The sequence below is a fragment of the Mycobacterium sp. 852013-50091_SCH5140682 genome, assembly GCF_001665685.1.
Classification (GTDB): domain Bacteria; phylum Actinomycetota; class Actinomycetes; order Mycobacteriales; family Mycobacteriaceae; genus Mycobacterium.
In genome coordinates this window covers 136,041-152,445 of sequence record NZ_LZTB01000011.1, presented here as the reverse complement: position 1 = coordinate 152,445, position 16,405 = coordinate 136,041, and the positions used below count along the sequence as shown (strand labels likewise).

General features: G+C 66.6%; 15 protein-coding genes. 11 read left to right on the top strand and 4 right to left on the bottom strand.

The annotated features are described in order from the left end of the window. Positions 1-3: 3 nt before the first annotated feature. Positions 4-1,317 carry a glycosyltransferase gene (locus A5784_RS04200; protein ID WP_064942619.1) on the bottom strand — a complete coding sequence of 438 codons (1,314 nt, stop codon included), beginning with the start codon at positions 1,315-1,317 and terminating at the stop codon, positions 4-6. Beyond that, complete coding sequence (locus tag A5784_RS04195) at positions 1,314-1,937, bottom strand: TetR/AcrR family transcriptional regulator (protein WP_064942617.1); 624 nt, start codon at positions 1,935-1,937, stop codon at positions 1,314-1,316. The genes A5784_RS04200 and A5784_RS04195 overlap by 4 nt, the downstream gene beginning before the upstream one ends. 226 nt (positions 1,938-2,163) lie before the next feature. Between A5784_RS04195 and A5784_RS04190 the strand changes: the two genes are divergently transcribed. The 5 genes from A5784_RS04190 to A5784_RS04170 all read left to right on the top strand — a co-directional run bounded on the left by A5784_RS04190 (position 2,164) and on the right by A5784_RS04170 (position 7,665). After that, the gene (locus A5784_RS04190) at positions 2,164-3,546 is read left to right on the top strand and encodes an NAD(P)/FAD-dependent oxidoreductase (protein WP_232005931.1); all 1,383 of its coding nucleotides are present in this window, start codon (positions 2,164-2,166) and stop codon (positions 3,544-3,546) included. A 12-nt stretch (positions 3,547-3,558) separates the two neighbouring features. Further along, positions 3,559-5,016 (top strand): aminobutyraldehyde dehydrogenase, encoded by a 1,458-nt coding sequence (locus A5784_RS04185; protein ID WP_064942827.1) that lies wholly within the window; start codon positions 3,559-3,561, stop codon positions 5,014-5,016. A gap of 333 nt (positions 5,017-5,349) precedes the next feature. Continuing rightward, positions 5,350-6,777, top strand: coding sequence for an APC family permease (locus tag A5784_RS04180; protein WP_064942615.1), 1,428 nt, complete (start codon positions 5,350-5,352; stop codon positions 6,775-6,777). Positions 6,778-6,850: 73 nt separating this feature from the next. After that, a complete protein-coding gene (locus A5784_RS04175; RefSeq protein WP_064942613.1) occupies positions 6,851-7,177 on the top strand; it encodes an ArsR/SmtB family transcription factor in 327 nt (108 codons plus the stop codon). Further along, the gene (locus A5784_RS04170; RefSeq protein ID WP_064942611.1) at positions 7,177-7,665 is read left to right on the top strand and encodes an SRPBCC family protein; all 489 of its coding nucleotides are present in this window, start codon (positions 7,177-7,179) and stop codon (positions 7,663-7,665) included. The genes A5784_RS04175 and A5784_RS04170 overlap by 1 nt, the downstream gene beginning before the upstream one ends. Positions 7,666-7,679: 14 nt before the next feature. On the opposite strand, the gene A5784_RS04165 is transcribed toward A5784_RS04170, so the two are convergent. Then, positions 7,680-8,732, bottom strand: coding sequence for an NAD(P)H-dependent amine dehydrogenase family protein (locus tag A5784_RS04165; RefSeq protein ID WP_064942609.1), 1,053 nt, complete (start codon positions 8,730-8,732; stop codon positions 7,680-7,682). Between the two features lie 152 nt (positions 8,733-8,884). On the opposite strand from A5784_RS04165, the gene A5784_RS04160 reads away from it, so the two are divergent. From A5784_RS04160 to holA, 5 genes are all read left to right on the top strand, one after another. Continuing rightward, positions 8,885-9,730, top strand: coding sequence for an SPFH domain-containing protein (locus A5784_RS04160; RefSeq protein ID WP_064942607.1), 846 nt, complete (start codon positions 8,885-8,887; stop codon positions 9,728-9,730). Positions 9,731-9,800: 70 nt separating this feature from the next. After that, positions 9,801-10,853 carry a hypothetical protein gene (locus tag A5784_RS04155; protein WP_064942606.1) on the top strand — a complete coding sequence of 351 codons (1,053 nt, stop codon included), beginning with the start codon at positions 9,801-9,803 and terminating at the stop codon, positions 10,851-10,853. 89 nt (positions 10,854-10,942) lie between these two features. Then, positions 10,943-11,761 (top strand): ComEA family DNA-binding protein, encoded by an 819-nt coding sequence (locus tag A5784_RS04150; RefSeq protein WP_064942604.1) that lies wholly within the window; start codon positions 10,943-10,945, stop codon positions 11,759-11,761. Then, positions 11,758-13,275 carry a ComEC/Rec2 family competence protein gene (locus A5784_RS04145; RefSeq protein ID WP_064942602.1) on the top strand — a complete coding sequence of 506 codons (1,518 nt, stop codon included), beginning with the start codon at positions 11,758-11,760 and terminating at the stop codon, positions 13,273-13,275. The genes A5784_RS04150 and A5784_RS04145 overlap by 4 nt, the downstream gene beginning before the upstream one ends. Positions 13,276-13,314: 39 nt before the next feature. Further along, positions 13,315-14,277 carry a DNA polymerase III subunit delta gene (holA, locus tag A5784_RS04140; RefSeq protein ID WP_197514630.1) on the top strand — a complete coding sequence of 321 codons (963 nt, stop codon included), beginning with the start codon at positions 13,315-13,317 and terminating at the stop codon, positions 14,275-14,277. A 10-nt stretch (positions 14,278-14,287) separates the two neighbouring features. Here holA and rpsT read toward each other — a convergent pair whose 3' ends face one another. Continuing rightward, a complete protein-coding gene (gene rpsT, locus A5784_RS04135; protein WP_029367273.1) occupies positions 14,288-14,548 on the bottom strand; it encodes a 30S ribosomal protein S20 in 261 nt (86 codons plus the stop codon). Between the two features lie 230 nt (positions 14,549-14,778). Between rpsT and A5784_RS04130 the strand changes: the two genes are divergently transcribed. Beyond that, positions 14,779-16,401: a circularly permuted type 2 ATP-grasp protein gene (locus tag A5784_RS04130; protein ID WP_502687489.1), complete on the top strand. Its 1,623-nt coding sequence runs from the start codon at positions 14,779-14,781 to the stop codon at positions 16,399-16,401. Positions 16,402-16,405: the final 4 nt, after the last annotated feature.

The following is a 16,405-nucleotide window of genomic DNA, read 5'->3' as shown; positions in this document are numbered from 1 at the left end:
CAATCAGACCGTGGTCGTTCGGTGGGCCAGCCCGACGCGCTCGATGACGTCCGCGGCTGTGCTGAGACCGTCGCGGCTGCGCACGGCCTTGCCGATCTGCTCGACCCGGGTGCGCATGTCAGCATCGGTGAGTACCCGTTCCAGCGCGTCGGTCAGCTGCTCGTCGGTGAAGTGGTAGGTGTCCAGCCGAATGCCGAGGCCGAGTTCATCGATGCGCTGGGCATTTTCGTACTGGTCCCAGAACAGGGGCAGCACGATCAGCGGTTTACCGAAGTGCAGGGATTCGGTGGTCGTGTTGTTGCCGCCGTGCGAGATCACCGCGTCGACAAGCGGGATGATCCGGGTCTGCGGCAGCATCTGCTCGCCGACCATGTTGTCGGCGAGCTGAATCTTGTCGGCTTGGGGTCCCTTGCTGACGATGAACCGGTGCCGGGTATGTGCGAGGCCGTCGACCAACCTTTGCATGAGCGATACATCTGCTGCGCCAAGGGAACCCAGCGACAGGTAGATCAGCGCGCTGTCCTCGGGGCGGTCGGCCATCGCGGCGGGCAATTCGTACTCGTCGTCGGTCTCCCGGATACTGGAGTCGATCCGAGTCCAGCTGTCGTCCAAGGGGCGGCGATCGGTGTAGTCGGCTTCCTTCGGATAGAGGTAGATGGTTGCCGCATTGTCGCGCGGCATGAACTCCAGATCGGCCAGTGGTGCGCCGCCCTGCGCCTGGACCCAGGCGTTGAAGTCCTCCCACATCGGCCGGATCGTCGACGCGAACTCAGCGCGGTAGGCCTCCCACTCGGAGGAGTCGTCGCTGGGCAGTCCTGAGAATGGCGGCGGTACACCGGGTCCCGGAACTTCCAACGGGCTGCACGAGATGAACCGGACGAAGGGCTTGCCTGCCGTGGTCAGCGCCGGAAACAGCACAACGTTGTCCTCGACGATGACGTCGGGCTGGTGCGTCGCGATGATCTCGCGCAACCTCGGCTCGCAGTACTTGGCACCGTCGATGAGCGCCTGGTAGGTCGGCTGGATGAACGTCGCGATCTGTTCGATCGTCGGTTTGGCGAATTCTGGTGCGGTCTCGGCGATGAAGTCCGTCCAGAATTGACCGGCATCGTCGTCTTGAGCGCCCTCGGCCGGTTCGGCGAGGTCGACGAGTTCCTCGATGAAACCGAATCGTGCGATCTTGCCGACCCAGGATGATTCCGCCGCGAATACGATCCTGTGTCCGCGTTCTTGGAGCTTGGCGGCAATGCCGATGCACTGATTGGTTGGCCCGTAAGCCGATTCGGGCCAGAACATGATGGTCAAGCTAGCGGTCATGGGCGGGTGCTTTCGTGCGGGGATGTGCGGGGGAGTGGGTGGCCGGTCGCCACCCGTGCATAGGCCAGGATCAGTTCGATGGCGGTGTCAGCGTCGATGCTGGGATGGCGTGCCACCATGCGGTAGCCGTACGCGTCCTCGAGTGCCACGATATTGCGGGCGATGGTCAGCGATGGTGACGCGAGAGCGAAATCGCCTTGTGCCGCCCCGGATTCCAGGATCACCTGGTACATCGCGACCTGCCGGTCAAACAGCGCCGTGAGCAGCACGCCGTACGTCGGGTAGCGACCCGCTGCGCCGCCGAGTTCGCACAGTAGTTTCACCGCCGGGTCGTCGGAGTCGACGGGCAGGCCCGATTCGATCGTCACGACCAGCCGGCGGGCTGGTTCGGCAATGCCCTCGATGGCACTGAGTCGGTCGTCGTAGAACCGTTCCATCCCAGCCCGGTTGGCTTCGACCAACAGGCTCTGTACGTCGGGAAAGTGGTACAGAACAGCACCGGACGTCAGGCCGGCCTCGGCTGCGACCTGTTTCAGTTGGACGTCGGCGCCGTGCTTCATCACCGCGCGCTGTGCGGCGTGAAGCAGGTTCGCGCGCCGTTCGGTACGGCTCACCGCCACGAGTCACCTCCTCCGCTTCGTTGCGGGTCACTCTGCCAAAGATCCGGGCGTCTGGGAAGAAAATCTTGAACTTCGACTCAAATTTGGTTTAATCGGTACTCTCCACGTGCATCTTTAAGGCACGTGATCACTGAATTGCAATGCAGTTGTCAGCATGGTCGGCCGAGGTCGACCTATCGGATTTCGGAGTATCGATGAAAACCTCCAGCATCTCGGACGCTCGGTCGTGAACGATCAGCTGCGCGACGCCGAGCCACGGCCGGTGTGGTGGGAGGGCGTCGAAACCGGGCCTCGAACCCACCAGTTGACCGGCCATGTCCAGGCCGATCTGGTCGTCGTCGGTGCCGGGTTCACGGGTCTGTGGGCGGCGATCGAGGCGCTGGGGGAGGATCCGCGCCGCCGCGTCGTGATTGTCGAGCAGTCCTGGATCGGGTCTGCGGCGTCGGGTCGCAACGGTGGTTTCGTCTCGGAGTCGCTGACGCACGGCATTGCGCACGGCGAGGCGATGTGGCCGGACGAGCTCGATGAACTCGAACGGCTGGGGCGCCAGAACGTTGCCGAGATCGTCGATTTCGTTGCCGGACACGGCATCGACGCCGACCTGCGGATGGTCGGCAAGACGACCGTAGCTCGCACGCCGCACGAGGTGGTAGCGCTGCGGAACGCCGTCGCATCGCACACCCGTCGCGGTATCAAGGTGGAATTCCTTGAGCGAGAAGAAATTCAGGACGACGTCCGCTCACCGCTGTTCCTGGCCGGACTGCGCGTGCATTCCGGCGGCCTGGTCGACCCCATGGCCCTCGTGCACGGGTTACGCCGCGTGGCCGAAGAACGTGGCGCCGTCATCTACGAACAGACTCCGGCCGTCGACATCACCCGCATCGGCGAGGTACTGACGGTGCGCACCGCGCACGGCGCGGTCACCACGGGCCAGGTGCTGCTCGCGTCCAACGCCTTCCCGCCGCTGCTGCGGCGCCTCAAAGCGTGGATGTTGCCCGTGTACGACTATGTTCTGGCGACCGCGCCGCTGACCACCGAACAGCTCGCGGCGATCGGCTGGACGCAGAATCAGGGACTTTCCGACGCCGGCAACCAGTTCCACTACTTCCGCCGGACCCGTGACGACCGGATTCTGTGGGGCGGCTACGACGCGATCTACCACTTCGGCAACCGGGTGGCTCCCGAACTGGAGCAGCGTGACGCGTCGCACCAGTTGTTGGCGCGCCAATTCCGGGAGACCTTCCCTCAACTGGACGACGTGCCGTTCACCCACCGCTGGGGCGGGGTCATCGATACGACGAGTCGCTTCACCCCGATCTTCGGTACCGCGCACGGCGGACGCGTCGCTTACGCGGTCGGGTTCACGGGGCTCGGCGTCGCGTCGACGCGCTTCGGTGCTCAGGTTGCACTGGATCTCCTTTCGGGACGCCGGACCGAACGGACCAGGCTCAAGGCCGTCACCGGTACCGCGGTGCCCTTCCCGCCCGAACCGCTGCGATGGCCCGCCGTGCAAATCACCCGGGCCGCATTGGCTCGCGAGGACGAAACCGGGCGCAGGGGACTGCTATTGCGCACATTCGATCGATTCGGCGTCGGCTTCAACAGCTGAAGGAGTATGGGTATGACCGCAGGACGATTCCATCGGGGCGAACGCGTCGCGGGCTCTGGCGAGTCGCGGATGCTGATCGATCCGGCCACCGGCGAGCGGACCGCAACCATCTCGGAGGCCTCTGTCGCCGAGGCCGGGGCGGCGGTCACCGCTGCCGCCGAGGCTTTTCCCGGATGGTCTCGGCGCACTGCCGGCGAACGGGCGAGGGCGATACTGCGATGGGCAGACCTGATCGACGCCCACGCCGAAGAGCTCACCGCCGTCGAAGTGGCCGAAACGGGGAAGCCTGCCGCAGTCTTTCGCGATGGCGAATTACCGTTCGGCACCGACAATCTGAGGTTTTTCGCCGGAGCGGCACGCTCTCTGGAGGAGTCCGGCGCAGGCCTGCTCAGCGACGGTTACACGTCGATGATCGTGCGCCGGCCGGTGGGCCCGGTCGTCGGCATCGCGCCGTGGAACTTCCCGATGATCATGGGCTTGTGGAAGATCGGCCCGGCCATCGCTTCGGGCAACACCATCGTCGTGAAGCCGGCACCCATCACGCCGACCAGTACTCTTCTCATCGCCGAACTGGCGGTCGAGGCGGGGATCCCCGCAGGTGTGCTCGAGGTGGTGACCGGGGACCAGTCGGTCGGGGAAGCGCTCGTCGCAGACGAACGCGTCCACCTGATCTCGATCACCGGATCCACCCGCGCAGGGCGTCAGGTGATGTCGACAGCGTCGATCCGTGGAGCGCGGGTGCACCTCGAACTCGGCGGCAAGGCGCCGTGTCTGGTCTTCGAGGACGCCGATCTGGATGCGGCCGCGCACGGCATCGCGATGGGCGCCACATACAACTCCGGACAGGACTGCACGGCGGCCACCCGCGTGTATGCCCAGGAGTCGGTGTTCGCCGATGTCGTGGCGCGCCTTCGGGAGAAGTTCGCGGCCATTCGCGTTGGCGATCCGCGTGATCCGGCCACCGACATCGGGCCGCTGGTCAGTGTGGAGCACCGCGAACGCGTCCACGGATTCGTCCAACGTGCCGTCACCGCCGGTGCCACCGTCGAAGCTGGTGGCTCGCTTCCCGAGGGCCCTGGTGCGTACTACCCGCCGACGTTGATCACCGGGGCGCAGCAGTCGGCCGAGATCGTCCAGGACGAGGTCTTCGGCCCGGTGCTGGTGGTGCTGCCCTTCGGTACCGAGGCGGACGCGGTCACCTTGGCCAACGACTGCCGCTACGGCCTGGCGTCCTCGGTGTGGACGCTCGATGTGGCACGCGCACTTCGTGTTTCCCATGCGATCGAGGCCGGCGTGACGTGGGTCAACGATCATCTGCCCATCGCATCCGAGGCTCCGCACGGCGGCGTCAAGGCGAGCGGGTTCGGCAAGGACATGAGCCAGGCGGCTGTCGCCGAGTACACCGTGGCGCGGCACATCATGGTCAAGCATGCCCCACGCGCAGCGCACGATTCATTCCGGCCTGCGTGAAAGGCGAAGATTATCAACATTTTCGAGTGATATGGTGACCAACTTCGTTCAGCCATAGTTCATTCCGTCGAGGATGTGCTGCCGTCCGAGCGGGGAGGCCGAGAGTGGTCTCTCCGCCCGATGGTGTTCCGGTCAGCGCGGCTGTGGTGACGAATTATGTTGATAGACAAGTATTGTCGATCTGTTGCGGTTCTGGTCACAACCATCTAGCCTGTGTGATTGATACCACGTTCCTGTGAAAGTGCTTGGCCCCCAGGAATTCGCCCGTCCAACACGCCCGTGACGTGCGTTCAGGAGCACGTCGGGAATCGCAATCATGCTGGAGGTTGAGATATGACGACCAATGACGGTGTTGCCGAGTTGCATTCGGCAGAGGAGCGGCTACCGCGAAAGATGCGCTGGTTCGACGGCTTTGCGATGGCGATGACGATGCCCGCCGCGCTGGTCGCCACCCTGGGCGCGTCGATCGCCGGTCTCGGCGGCTGGGGCGCGGCCGTGCTCTGGGCGATCTCCATGGCCATCTCGCTGGCGGTCAACTGGATCTACATCGAACTGGCAGCGATGTTTCCCGATGCGTCAGGCGGTATCTCGGGCTATGCGGCCGAGGCGTGGAAGAAGTACGCCCCCTGGCTCGCCCCGTTGGCCGGAGTCGGGTACTGGCTGCCCTGGGGGTCCAACCTCGCCACCTACGGAGCCTTCACCGGTCTGCTGGTGCAGTCGCAGTGGTTCCCCGACCAGCAGTGGGTCTACGATGTCGGCCCGCTGCACTTCAGCTTTCCCATCCTTATCGGACTCGCCGTCATCTTCATCTTGTACGGCATCAACATCATCGGTGTGCGGGTCACCATGGCGTTCGTCTACGTGACCGCTGCGATCTTGATGATCCCTCTGTCGGTCTTCGTGTTCTTCCCGCTCTTCAACGCTGACTGGGCACCGATGGACCTGACGTGGAAGTTGCACGGACTCGGGGGATTGCACACCGCGATCGTCTGGCTCTATGTGATGGCGTGGACGACGCTCGGTGTCGAGGTCTGCGCCACGTTCGCCTCGGAGTACCGCGACCCGGTCAAGGACACCTCGCGCGCGATCCGGGCATCCGCACTGTTCTGCCTCGGCGTCTTCTTCATCGTGCCCCTGACCCTGGGTGGATTCGCCGGCGAACAGGCCATCGGCGAGGATCCCTCGACCTTCTTCGTGGCGAGCTTCTCGAAGCTGACCGGTGCCGGTGCCGGCGTCATGGTGCTCTGCCTCATCGCATCTCTGCTGTTGGTGATGCTGACGTCGGTCGCCGACGCGTCGCGGGTGCTGTTCAACATGGGCAAGGAAGGCATCACTGTCCGCGCGATGGGCAAGCTGAACAGTCGAGGTGTACCCGTACGCGCGTTGAACGTCATGCTGGTGCTCAATGTCGTACTGCTCGTGGTGCTTCAGCAGCCGTTGGCGATCATCGTCACCGGCAACCTCGGCTACATCCTGGCCCATGTGCTGGCGGTCGCCGGTTTCGCGCTGCTGCGCAAGGATCGGCCGGATGCGCCGCGCCCGATCCGTCTGCCCCAAGTGTTTGTGCCGTTGTCCATCGGACTGGCGGTCCTGCTCGCGGTCATGCTCGTCGTCGGTGCCACCGGTTTCTCGATCACGGGCTACGGCGGCGTACTCGAGTTGTGCCTTGCCATATCGATTCTCGCGGGCGGAGTCCTGTTGTGGCGGTTCGTTCAACGGAGTGATCGTGCAGCCGCCGGACGCGTCGACGGGACCGACTGACGGTCCGCGAGCCCAACCGTTAGTCCACACTTACGGTTGACCATGCCATATCGGTAAGTCTAGACTTACCGATATGGCATCCGCTGCCGCTGTGCTCGATGCACTCGGGGATCACACCCGCAGGTCGATTCTGGAGATCCTTCTGGAGGGGCCGACGGCGGTCGGGGTGCTGGCCGACCAGTTGCCGGTATCTCGCCCCGCGGTCTCCCAGCATCTGCGGGTGCTCAAGGATGCCGAGTTGGTCGTGGAGTCGGTGGTCGGCACCCGCCGGCTGTACCGCATCGATCGGGCCGGGTTGAACGTGGTGCGCCACTACCTCGACCGGTTCTGGGAGACCACGCTCGACAATTTCGCATTGTTGGCGGAAGCCGAAGCCGAGAAGCGTCGTGAGGAGACATGATGGACACCCAATCAGCTGCTGAGCTGGAGGTTGTGCGGTCGGTGACCGTGCCGTTGAGCCGCGAGCGAACGTTCGAACTGTTCACCGCTCGCATCGGCGAGTACTGGCCGCGCGAGCATTCGATCGGTACTGCGCCGCAGGTGGACGTGACACTCGAGCCGCGCGTCGGTGGCCGCTGGTACGAGCGTGGCGAAGATGGCAGCGAATGTGACTGGGGCCGGGTTGCGGCGTGGGAGCCGCCGAGCCGGGTGGTCATGCTGTGGCAGCTCGATGCCGACTGGAAGTTCAACCCCGACTTCGAAACCGAGGTCGAGGTGACGTTCACCGAAGTGGAACCGGGACGCACCCGACTCGATCTGACCCATCGGAACCTGGACCGCTACGGCGACCGGGCCGCGGAGATGCGGTCGGCCTTCGAATCGCCCGATGGTTGGAACGGCATCCTCGACCGTTTCGTCGGCCTCGCTACCGACGTTGCGTCGCAATAATTTTCGCCCTCGCGTCAGCCCGCGAAGCGTCCGGTGACCGGCGGCAGGTCCTTGAGGGTGAGGATGCCCGGCGCGGCGGCGACCACGGCGGGCACCGCGTTGGTCACCGGCAGTGCCGTGTAGATCATGCCCAGCCCGTTGAGACTGACCTCGCTCCAGTCCTTCGAGGGCAGGCAGTACACCACGGTGCGCATGTTGGGGACGCCGAACACCTGGATCACGTGACCGTGCGCCACCGGCTTCGGCGGTGTGACGTGGTTGCCCATGATCCAGTTGAATCCGACGCTGACCACGTTCCGGTCGCCGACCCAGCCGCGGTGATAGCCGTACACGCCGGCCACGGTGCCCTTCGGGATCTGCATGAATCCCAGATCGGTGTCATCGGTGGCGGCGGTGAACTGCACGTCGAAGGTGATCCGGTCCAGGTCTGCGCCGATGGCGTCGGCCATCATCGCGGCCGACTCGGCGAACACCTCACTCTCGCGGCGCACGCTCTCGGCCAGGCCGGGCGTCTGCGGATCCTGCCCGAAGCCCATCGCGGCCATCGTTCCCGCGGACTCGTAGACGCCGCAGTCGACCGATTCGGTGATGCGGATTTCGTCGACGCGTTCGCATGCGCTGCTGAGCACCATGCCCACCATGTTGGTCAGTCCCGGGTGTGCGCCACTGCCGAAGATGGTGGAATTTCCTGCCTCGCAAGCCTTCTGGATACGCGCGCGATCCTCGGGCGTCTGCTTTCCGCCGGTGATCCACGCCGCGCTTGAGCACACGTTGATGCCCGATTCCAGCAGTCGGACCAGCTCGTCGATGCTGGGCCAGATCGGGTTGTAGCAGCAGGCGTCCGGCTTGAGCGCGATCAGATCGTCGATCGAGTTGGTCGCCTTGATGCCGGTGGGTTGCGGCCATCCGGCGAGCTCGGCTGCGTCGACGCCGACCTTGTCGGCCCCGTACGCGTACACCCCGACCAGCTCCATGTCGGCACGGCCGATGATCGCGTGCAGCGAGCGCCTGCCGATGTTGCCGGTGGTCCACTGGATGACCCGGAGCGGTCGGGGCGTTGCGGTCATGAATCGTCTCCTCGATGAGCCTGCACTGGTCCAGTAGACACTATCGACGGTCTGTTCACTCGGCGTCGTCCCCGGAAAGAATGCCCTGGCGAGTCGGGCGTGCGCGTCGCACAATCGGATATAGGTCCACAGTGACGGATCGAGGTCTGATCATGGACATGCTCTACTCCCTCGGGGCGGCCGGCGCCGTCTTTCTGATCCTGTTCTGGATCGGCGTCAGCAACATCCGCGTGGTCAAGCAGTACGAGCGCGGGGTGGTGTTCCGGTTCGGCCGGGTACAGGATCAGGTCCGTAATCCCGGGCTGACCATGTTGATCCCGATCGCCGATCGGCTCCAGAAGGTCAACACGCAGATCATCACCATGCCGGTCCCGGCGCAGGACGGCATCACCCGCGACAACGTGACGGTGCGGGTCGACGCGGTGATCTACTTCAACGTCATCGACCCGGTGCGGGCCGTGGTCGACGTGCAGGACTACATGTCGGCGATCGGTCAGGTCGCGCAGACGTCGCTGCGGTCGATCATCGGCAAGAGCAATCTGGACGATCTGCTGTCCAACCGCGAACACCTCAACCAAGGTTTGGAACTGCTCATCGACAGTCCCGCGTTGGGCTGGGGTATCCACATCGATCGGGTCGAGATCAAGGACGTGGTGCTGCCGGACTCCATGAAGCGCTCGATCGCCCGGCAAGCCGAGGCAGAGCGTGAGCGGCGAGCCCGCGTGATCACCGCGGACGGAGAACTGCAGGCCTCCGAAAAGCTCGCCGCGGCAGCCGATGTGATGGCCGCCGAGCCCGCCGCCCTGCAGCTTCGGCTGCTGGAGACCGTCGTCGAGGTGGCCGCGGAGAAGAACTCCACCGTGGTGCTGCCGTTCCCGGTCGAACTCCTGCGGTTCCTGGAGCGGGCGACGCCGCAGCGGCCGAATGTGCCCGACGATGCACGCGGTATCGCGCTCGAAGAGCCGTTGCCCAGCCGGATCTCCTCGCCCGGTACTTGAGTGTTGAACCATTGCCCTTCGGCTGTCGTGTCTGGAAGGAGTGTCCGGACCACAACTCTTGGGAGCCGAAGTGTATGCACGTGTCCACTCAGCCGTTCTGTCCACCGTCACCGCCGCATCGATCGGGGCGGTCGTCGTCGCCCCGGTGACACCACCCGCGCAAGTCGTGGCGCCCCGCGTCGTCGGTGAGCAGGTCCAGCTCGCGGCCGCCCCTTCGTTCGGTGCCATCCCCATCGCATTCCTGCAGAACCAGGCGACGTATTGCAGCCTGATCTGTCCGTTCCTGGTCCAGGGTGTGGTGACGGTACCGCTCGGCGTGGTGCAGGCGCCCGTTGCGTTCCTGAATTCCCTGGGCGCCAACGGTTCTCTGACCCGCGCCATCGGAGCGGCGGCCGCGGCGGTGACCGGCCCGGCCAACACCGCGGCCGAGGGCATCATCCTCAACGACGTGTTCCATGTGGTGCCCAAGGCGTTCAACAACCTGGAAGTCACGGTGGTGCAGCTGTCTGACGTCGGGGCGGCGCTGCTCACCCCGGGCCAGTTGCCGGGTGCTATCGACACGGCCCGACAGACGATCCTGACGGCGCTGCATCAACCGCTGCCGCCACCGGACCCCACGCAGACCGGCGCCCACACCCTGCCGCAGGTGGTGGCGGTGGAGGCCATCAAGGTCAGTGCCGCGGTCGCCTTCCAGGCCGGCGAGCTGGTGCTGCTCGGTGTCGTGCAGACCGCGAACGCCGGTGCTCAGGAGCTGGCCCAGACCGGTAATCCCGTCGCCGCGGTGGAGGCTGCCGCGAGCCAGGCCGCCGATGTGGTTCACGTGGCCTCCACCATCGTCAAGGATTCCGTCGACACCGCAGTGACGAACATCCGCACCGCGGCCCAACACGATTTCCCGACGACGCATTCGGTCACGCTTGCGGTCGCGGCCCCGAAGTCGCACGCGTCGGCCCCCGAGGTCAACACCGGCGACGCCGTGAAGCCCGACAAGCCGGTGACGGCCCGCCCCGCGATCGACCGGGTCGATCGCGTCGTCAAATCCATTGCCGACGCGCAGTCGAAGGCAGTGCACCCCAACAAGTCCGATTCGACGACGGACCGCAAGGGGCGGCACGCCCGGTAGTTATCCACAAAGCTGAGTTCATCCACAGCCGGCCCACTTACGGGCCCGCTGCGGGCCGATTCGTCCGTGCGCGTACCTACCGTCGTGGCATGCCCACCGAACTGCCCGAGCAGCGGCTGCGTCGCAGGCTCACGCCTGCGGATCCGGTTGCCGATGATCCCGAGCCCGAGCGGGAGCCAAGCGCCCCGCCGGACAGTGCGCTGACCCGTTGGCTGCCCGACACCCCATCCGACGGGCCGTCGGGCTGGCTGGCAGCCGCGCGTGCCGATCCGGGACGAGCCGGGGTGGTGGGGCTGGCCGTGGTCGGTGTGCTGGCCGTCCTGGTCACCGTCTTCACCCTGATCCGGGACAAGCCGCCACCGGTCACGGCAGCGAATCTGCCTCCGGTGCAGATGGTTTCGTCTGCGAGCGCGACACCGAGCGCCACCGCAGGGCCCGTCGTGGTCAGCGTCGTGGGACTGGTGCACAAACCGGGGCTGGTCACCCTGGATGCCGGAGCGCGTATCGCCGACGCCCTCACCGCAGCCGGTGGTCCCCTCGACGGGGCCGATCTGATCGGGCTGAACATGGCGCGCCGCGTCACCGACGGCGAACAGGTCGTGGTCGGAATCGCTGCACCGCCGGGCAAGCCGACCACGATGGGCAGCTCGGTGACCGGCGGGAGCACCGCGCCATCGACCGCGTCCGCGACGCCGTCCGGCGGTCACGGGCAGGCCGGGCCGGTGGACCTCAACACCGCGACGGTCGAGCAGCTCGACGTGTTGCCCGGAGTCGGACCCGTGACCGCGGCCGCCATCGTCGCGTGGCGAGACAGCCATGGCCGGTTCGGCAGCGTGGAGCAGCTCGGCGAGGTCGACGGGATCGGCCCCGCACGCCTGGAGAAACTACGGCCGCTGGTCCGCGTGTGACCACCCATGAACCCGAGGTCGAGATCGACCGGCTGGACCTGCGGCTGCTTCCCGCGGCGCTGGCGGCCTGGGCCGTGACGGCCACGGGCATAGTGTGGGGCATCGGCGGTTCGGTCCTCGCCGTGGTCGCCGCGACAGGCGTTGTCGCGGTGCTGACCCGGTTCGGCCGTCTCGGATTCGGCGTCGCCGCGGTGCTGGCCGTGGCCGCCGCCGGTGCGGGTTTCGCCGTGGCCGTCGGTTTGCGGGTGCACCAGCAGCAGCACCACCCGATCACCGCCCGCTACGGTGGCGCGGCGACCGTGCTCGTCAGCGCCACCGAGACACCTCGGGTCATCGCGGGTGGCCGGCTGATGTTCCGCGGTGACCTTGCCGAACTGGACGGCGCCCCTGTCGCGGGGCGGGTGCTGGTGTTCGCCCCGGCCGGTGGCTACACCGAGATGACCGTCGGTCGTCCCGCGCGCTTCCGGGCGGCAATCGGCAGGCCCACCCGCCGTGATCTCACGGTGGCCGTGCTCACCGCGAGCGGGCGGCCGACGCTCGGGCAGGCCTCGGTGGTGCAGCGGGCGGCGCAGCGGATCAGGGCCGGCTTTGCCGAGTCGGCCCGGGCCGCCCTGCCGGCAGACCAGGCCGCGATGCTCCCGGCGTTGGCGCTGGGGGACACCTCGACGGTGGACGGGCAGACCACCGCCCAGTTTCGGGTTGCGGGTTTGACCCATCTGACGGCGGTGTCCGGGGCCAACGTGACCATCGTGTGCGGTGCACTGCTGCTGAGCGCCGGACTGGTGGGGCCACGCGTGGCGGTCGGCGTTGCAGCGCTCGGCCTGATCGGATTCGTCGTCGTCGTGCAACCGTCGGCCAGCGTCCTGCGTGCCGCGGTGATGGGTGCGGTGACCCTGTTCGCAGTGTTGATCCACCGCCGCAGGCGCGCCATACCGGCGCTCGCGGCCAGCGTCATCGTGCTGATGGTGGCCGCACCCGAACTGGCCGTCGATGCCGGGTTCGCCCTTTCGGTCGCCGCGACAGCGGGCATCGTGGTGCTCGCGCCGCTGTGGACGCGACGGTTGGTGGCCCGCGGGTGGCCCCGTCCGTTGGCTGCCGCCGTCAGCGTCGCAGCCGTCGCCCAATTGGTCACCGCACCGCTGGTGGCCGGGATCTCTGGCACCTTCAGCCTGGTGGCGGTCGTGGCGAACCTGGCGGTGGCGGCGGTGATCCCACCCATCACCGTGCTGGGCACCGCGGCCGCGGTGATAGCGATCGCGTGGCCCGCCGCGGCGCAACTGCTGATCCGATTCACCGGTCCCGAGCTGTGGTGGTTGTTGTCAGTGGCGCGGTGGGCGTCGGCGGTGCCGGGCGCGGCGGTGCCCACGCCGTCGGGATGGGTCGGCGTGGCGGTGGTGGCCGCCGGCGGAGTAACGCTGGTGCTCGCGTGGCGGTGGCTTTGGGTGCGCCGGACCGCCGCCGGCTTTGCCGTGTGCGCGCTGGCCTGGACGCTGTCGGATGCACTGCAAGCCTGACTGTCAGCCCTGTCGCCCCGGCGTGACACCATCATCGGCGTGAGCCAACAGGCCGAAGGGCTACACCTGGTGCTGGGTGACGAGGAACTGCTGGTCGAACGTGCTGTCGCGGCCGTACTACGTGCGGCGCGCGCGCAGGCTGGAACCGACGACGTGCCGGTGGACCGGATGCGCGCCGGTGAGGTGAGCACGAGCGAGCTGGCCGAGTTGCTCAGCCCGTCGCTGTTCGCCGAGCAGCGCCTCGTGGTGCTCGAATCCGCTGCCGAAGCCGGCAAGGACGCCGTCTCGCTCATCGCCGGTGCCGCTGCCGACCTGCCGCCGGGCACGTCGCTGGTGGTCGTGCACTCCGGTGGTGGCCGGGCCAAGGCGCTGGCTGATCAGTTGAAAAAGCTTGGTGCGCAAGTGCATCCGTGTGCGCGTATCACCAAGCCGGGGGAGCGGGCCGACTTCGTGCGCCGCGAATTCCGGGATCTGCGGGTCAAGGTTTCCGATGACACCGTCAACGCGGTCCTCGATGCGGTCGGGTCGAACATTCGAGAGCTGGCCGCAGTGTGCTCGCAGCTGGTGGCCGATACGGACGGTCAGGTCGACGCTGCCGCGGTCCGTCGTTATCACAGCGGTAAGGCGGAAGTGAAGGGCTTCGACATCGCCGACAAGGCCGTCGTCGGCGACGTGGCAGGCGCCGCAGAGGCACTGCGGTGGGCAATGCTCGCAGGCGAGCCGCAGGTGGTGTTGGCCGATGCGCTGGCCGAGGCGGTACACACCATCGCCCGGGTGGGTCCGCTGTCGGGGGACCCCTACAAGTTGGCCGGGGAGCTCGGCATGCCGCCGTGGCGGGTGCAGAAGGCACAGAAGCAGGCGCGGCGATGGTCGCGGGATTCCGTCGCCGAGGCGATGCGGGTGGTGGCCACGCTCAATGCAGACGTAAAGGGCGCAGCGGCAGATGCCGACTACGCCCTTGAGGCCGCGGTGCGCCGGGTGGCGCAACTCGCGGCCGGGTGAAGCGTGAAGCTCAGAGCTTGTTGAGGGCCAGCGCCAGCGCGGACTTCTTGTTCGCGGCCTGGTTGGCGTGGATGACGCCCTTGCTGGCGGCCTTGTCGAGCTTGCGGCTGGTCGACACCAGCAGCTCGGCGGCTTTTTCCTTCTCGCCTGCCTCGACGGCCTCACGGAAGCCGCGAACGGCGGTGCGCAGCGACGACTTCACCGACTGGTTGCGCAACCGGCGACGCTCGTTGGTGAGGATGCGCTTTTCCTGCGACTTGATGTTGGCCACGTAGAAGTTCCTTCGTAATTCTCTAGCTGGGGTTACCTAAGTCTCTGCGGTACCCGCACAGCGGGCAGCGACTGTTCAGGGTACCAGCGCGGTACCCCAACTCCCAAAGCGGCGGCCGCCAGGCCCCGACCTGATGCCACCGTTTTACCACGTCAACCCGCGTTTGGCGGGCTGAAACGGGCTACGTGGTTGGACGGCGAAAACGCGACAGGTGGTGCAGCATGTTGGGGATGAGCCTTCGTACAGCCCGGACCCGGGGAGCAGAGACCGCCCCGGCGGCGCGCGTCAGACATCAAGGCGTCTTCGACGGCTACAACCGGCTCGGGCGCTACGCCGCGGCGTTCGACGAGATGTTCGATGCCTCCGGCAATGTGCGCGGCCCGTACAAGGGCATCTATGCCGAGCTCGCTCCGTCCGATGCCTCCGAGCTGCAGTCACGCTCGGAGGCTCTGGGCCGGGCCTTCATCGATCAGGGCATCACGTTCTCGTTGTCCGGCCAGGAGCGACACATCCCGATGGACCTGGTGCCGCGAGTGATCTCGGCAGCCGAGTGGTCGCGGCTCGAACGCGGTATCACCCAGCGGGTCAAGGCGCTGGAGATGTACCTCGACGATGTGTACGGCGAGCAGGAAATCCTGCGCGACGGGGTGATCCCGCGTCGGCTGGTGACGTCGTGTGAGCATTTCCACCGCGAGGCCGCGGGCATCGTCCCGCCCAACGGCGTACGCATCCACGTCGCAGGCATCGATCTGATCCGCGACGACAAGGGCGACTTCCGGGTGCTCGAGGACAACCTGCGGTCACCGTCGGGCGTGTCCTACGTGATGGAGAACCGGCGCACCATGGCGCGGGTCTTTCCGAAACTGTTCGCCACCAACCGGGTGCGCGCCGTCGGCGACTACGCGTCACATCTGCTGCGGGCGCTGCGCAACGCCGCACCGACCAACGTCGCCGATCCCACCATCGCCGTGCTCACCCCGGGTGTGTACAACTCGGCGTACTTCGAGCATTCGCTGCTGGCTCGGCAGATGGGTGCCGAACTGGTCGAGGGTCGGGACCTGTTCTGCCGCGACAACGTCGTCTACATGCGCACCACCGAAGGCGAGCGGCAGGTCGACGTGATCTACCGCCGGATCGATGACGACTACCTCGACCCCATGCAGTTCAAGCCCGACTCGATGCTCGGTGTCGCAGGCATCCTCAATGCCGCCCGCGCCGGCAACGTCGTGATCTCCAGCGCGGTCGGCAACGGCGTCGGCGACGACAAGCTCGTCTATACCTACGTGCCCACGATCATCGAGTACTACCTGGGCGAAAAGCCCCTCCTCGCCAATGTCGACAGCTACCGGTGCTGGCTCGACGACGAACGTGAAGAGGTGCTCGACCGGGTGGCCGAGCTGGTCATCAAACCGGTCGAGGGGTCGGGCGGGTACGGCATCGTGTTCGGTCCGGACGCCTCGGACAAGGAACTCGCGACGATCACCAAGAAGATCCGCAGCAATCCCCGGGGCTGGATCGCGCAGCCGGTCATGCAGCTGTCCACCGTGCCCACCCAGGTCGGCAGCAAGTTGGCGCCGCGGCACGTGGATCTGCGACCGTTCGCGGTCAACGACGGCAACGACGTGTGGGTACTGCCCGGCGGGCTCACCCGGGTGGCGTTGCCCGAGGGCTCTCTGGTGGTCAACTCCAGCCAGGGTGGCGGATCGAAGGACACCTGGGTGCTCGCGTCGCGCACATCGGCGGCCGACCGTGAACTCGCGGCCGCCGAGGTGGTGCGGTCACTGCCCAGAGCCGCGAACGATCCGAAAAGCAATGGCGCACCGGCTGGTTCGTCGTCCCAACAGCAGCAGTAGGGGT

What these genes read in the sequence shown, in the direction of transcription:
- A5784_RS04200 (WP_064942619.1), bottom strand. Translation starts at nt 1,317, where the DNA reads ATGACCGCTAGCTTGACCATCATGTTCTGGCCCGAATCGGCTTACGGG.
- A5784_RS04185 (WP_064942827.1), top strand. Translation starts at nt 3,559, where the DNA reads ATGACCGCAGGACGATTCCATCGGGGCGAACGCGTCGCGGGCTCTGGC.
- A5784_RS04180 (WP_064942615.1), top strand. Translation starts at nt 5,350, where the DNA reads ATGACGACCAATGACGGTGTTGCCGAGTTGCATTCGGCAGAGGAGCGG.
- A5784_RS04175 (WP_064942613.1), top strand. Translation starts at nt 6,851, where the DNA reads ATGGCATCCGCTGCCGCTGTGCTCGATGCACTCGGGGATCACACCCGC.
- A5784_RS04170 (WP_064942611.1), top strand. Translation starts at nt 7,177, where the DNA reads ATGGACACCCAATCAGCTGCTGAGCTGGAGGTTGTGCGGTCGGTGACC.
- A5784_RS04165 (WP_064942609.1), bottom strand. Translation starts at nt 8,732, where the DNA reads ATGACCGCAACGCCCCGACCGCTCCGGGTCATCCAGTGGACCACCGGC.
- A5784_RS04160 (WP_064942607.1), top strand. Translation starts at nt 8,885, where the DNA reads ATGGACATGCTCTACTCCCTCGGGGCGGCCGGCGCCGTCTTTCTGATC.
- A5784_RS04150 (WP_064942604.1), top strand. Translation starts at nt 10,943, where the DNA reads ATGCCCACCGAACTGCCCGAGCAGCGGCTGCGTCGCAGGCTCACGCCT.
- A5784_RS04130 (WP_502687489.1), top strand. Translation starts at nt 14,779, where the DNA reads ATGAGCCTTCGTACAGCCCGGACCCGGGGAGCAGAGACCGCCCCGGCG.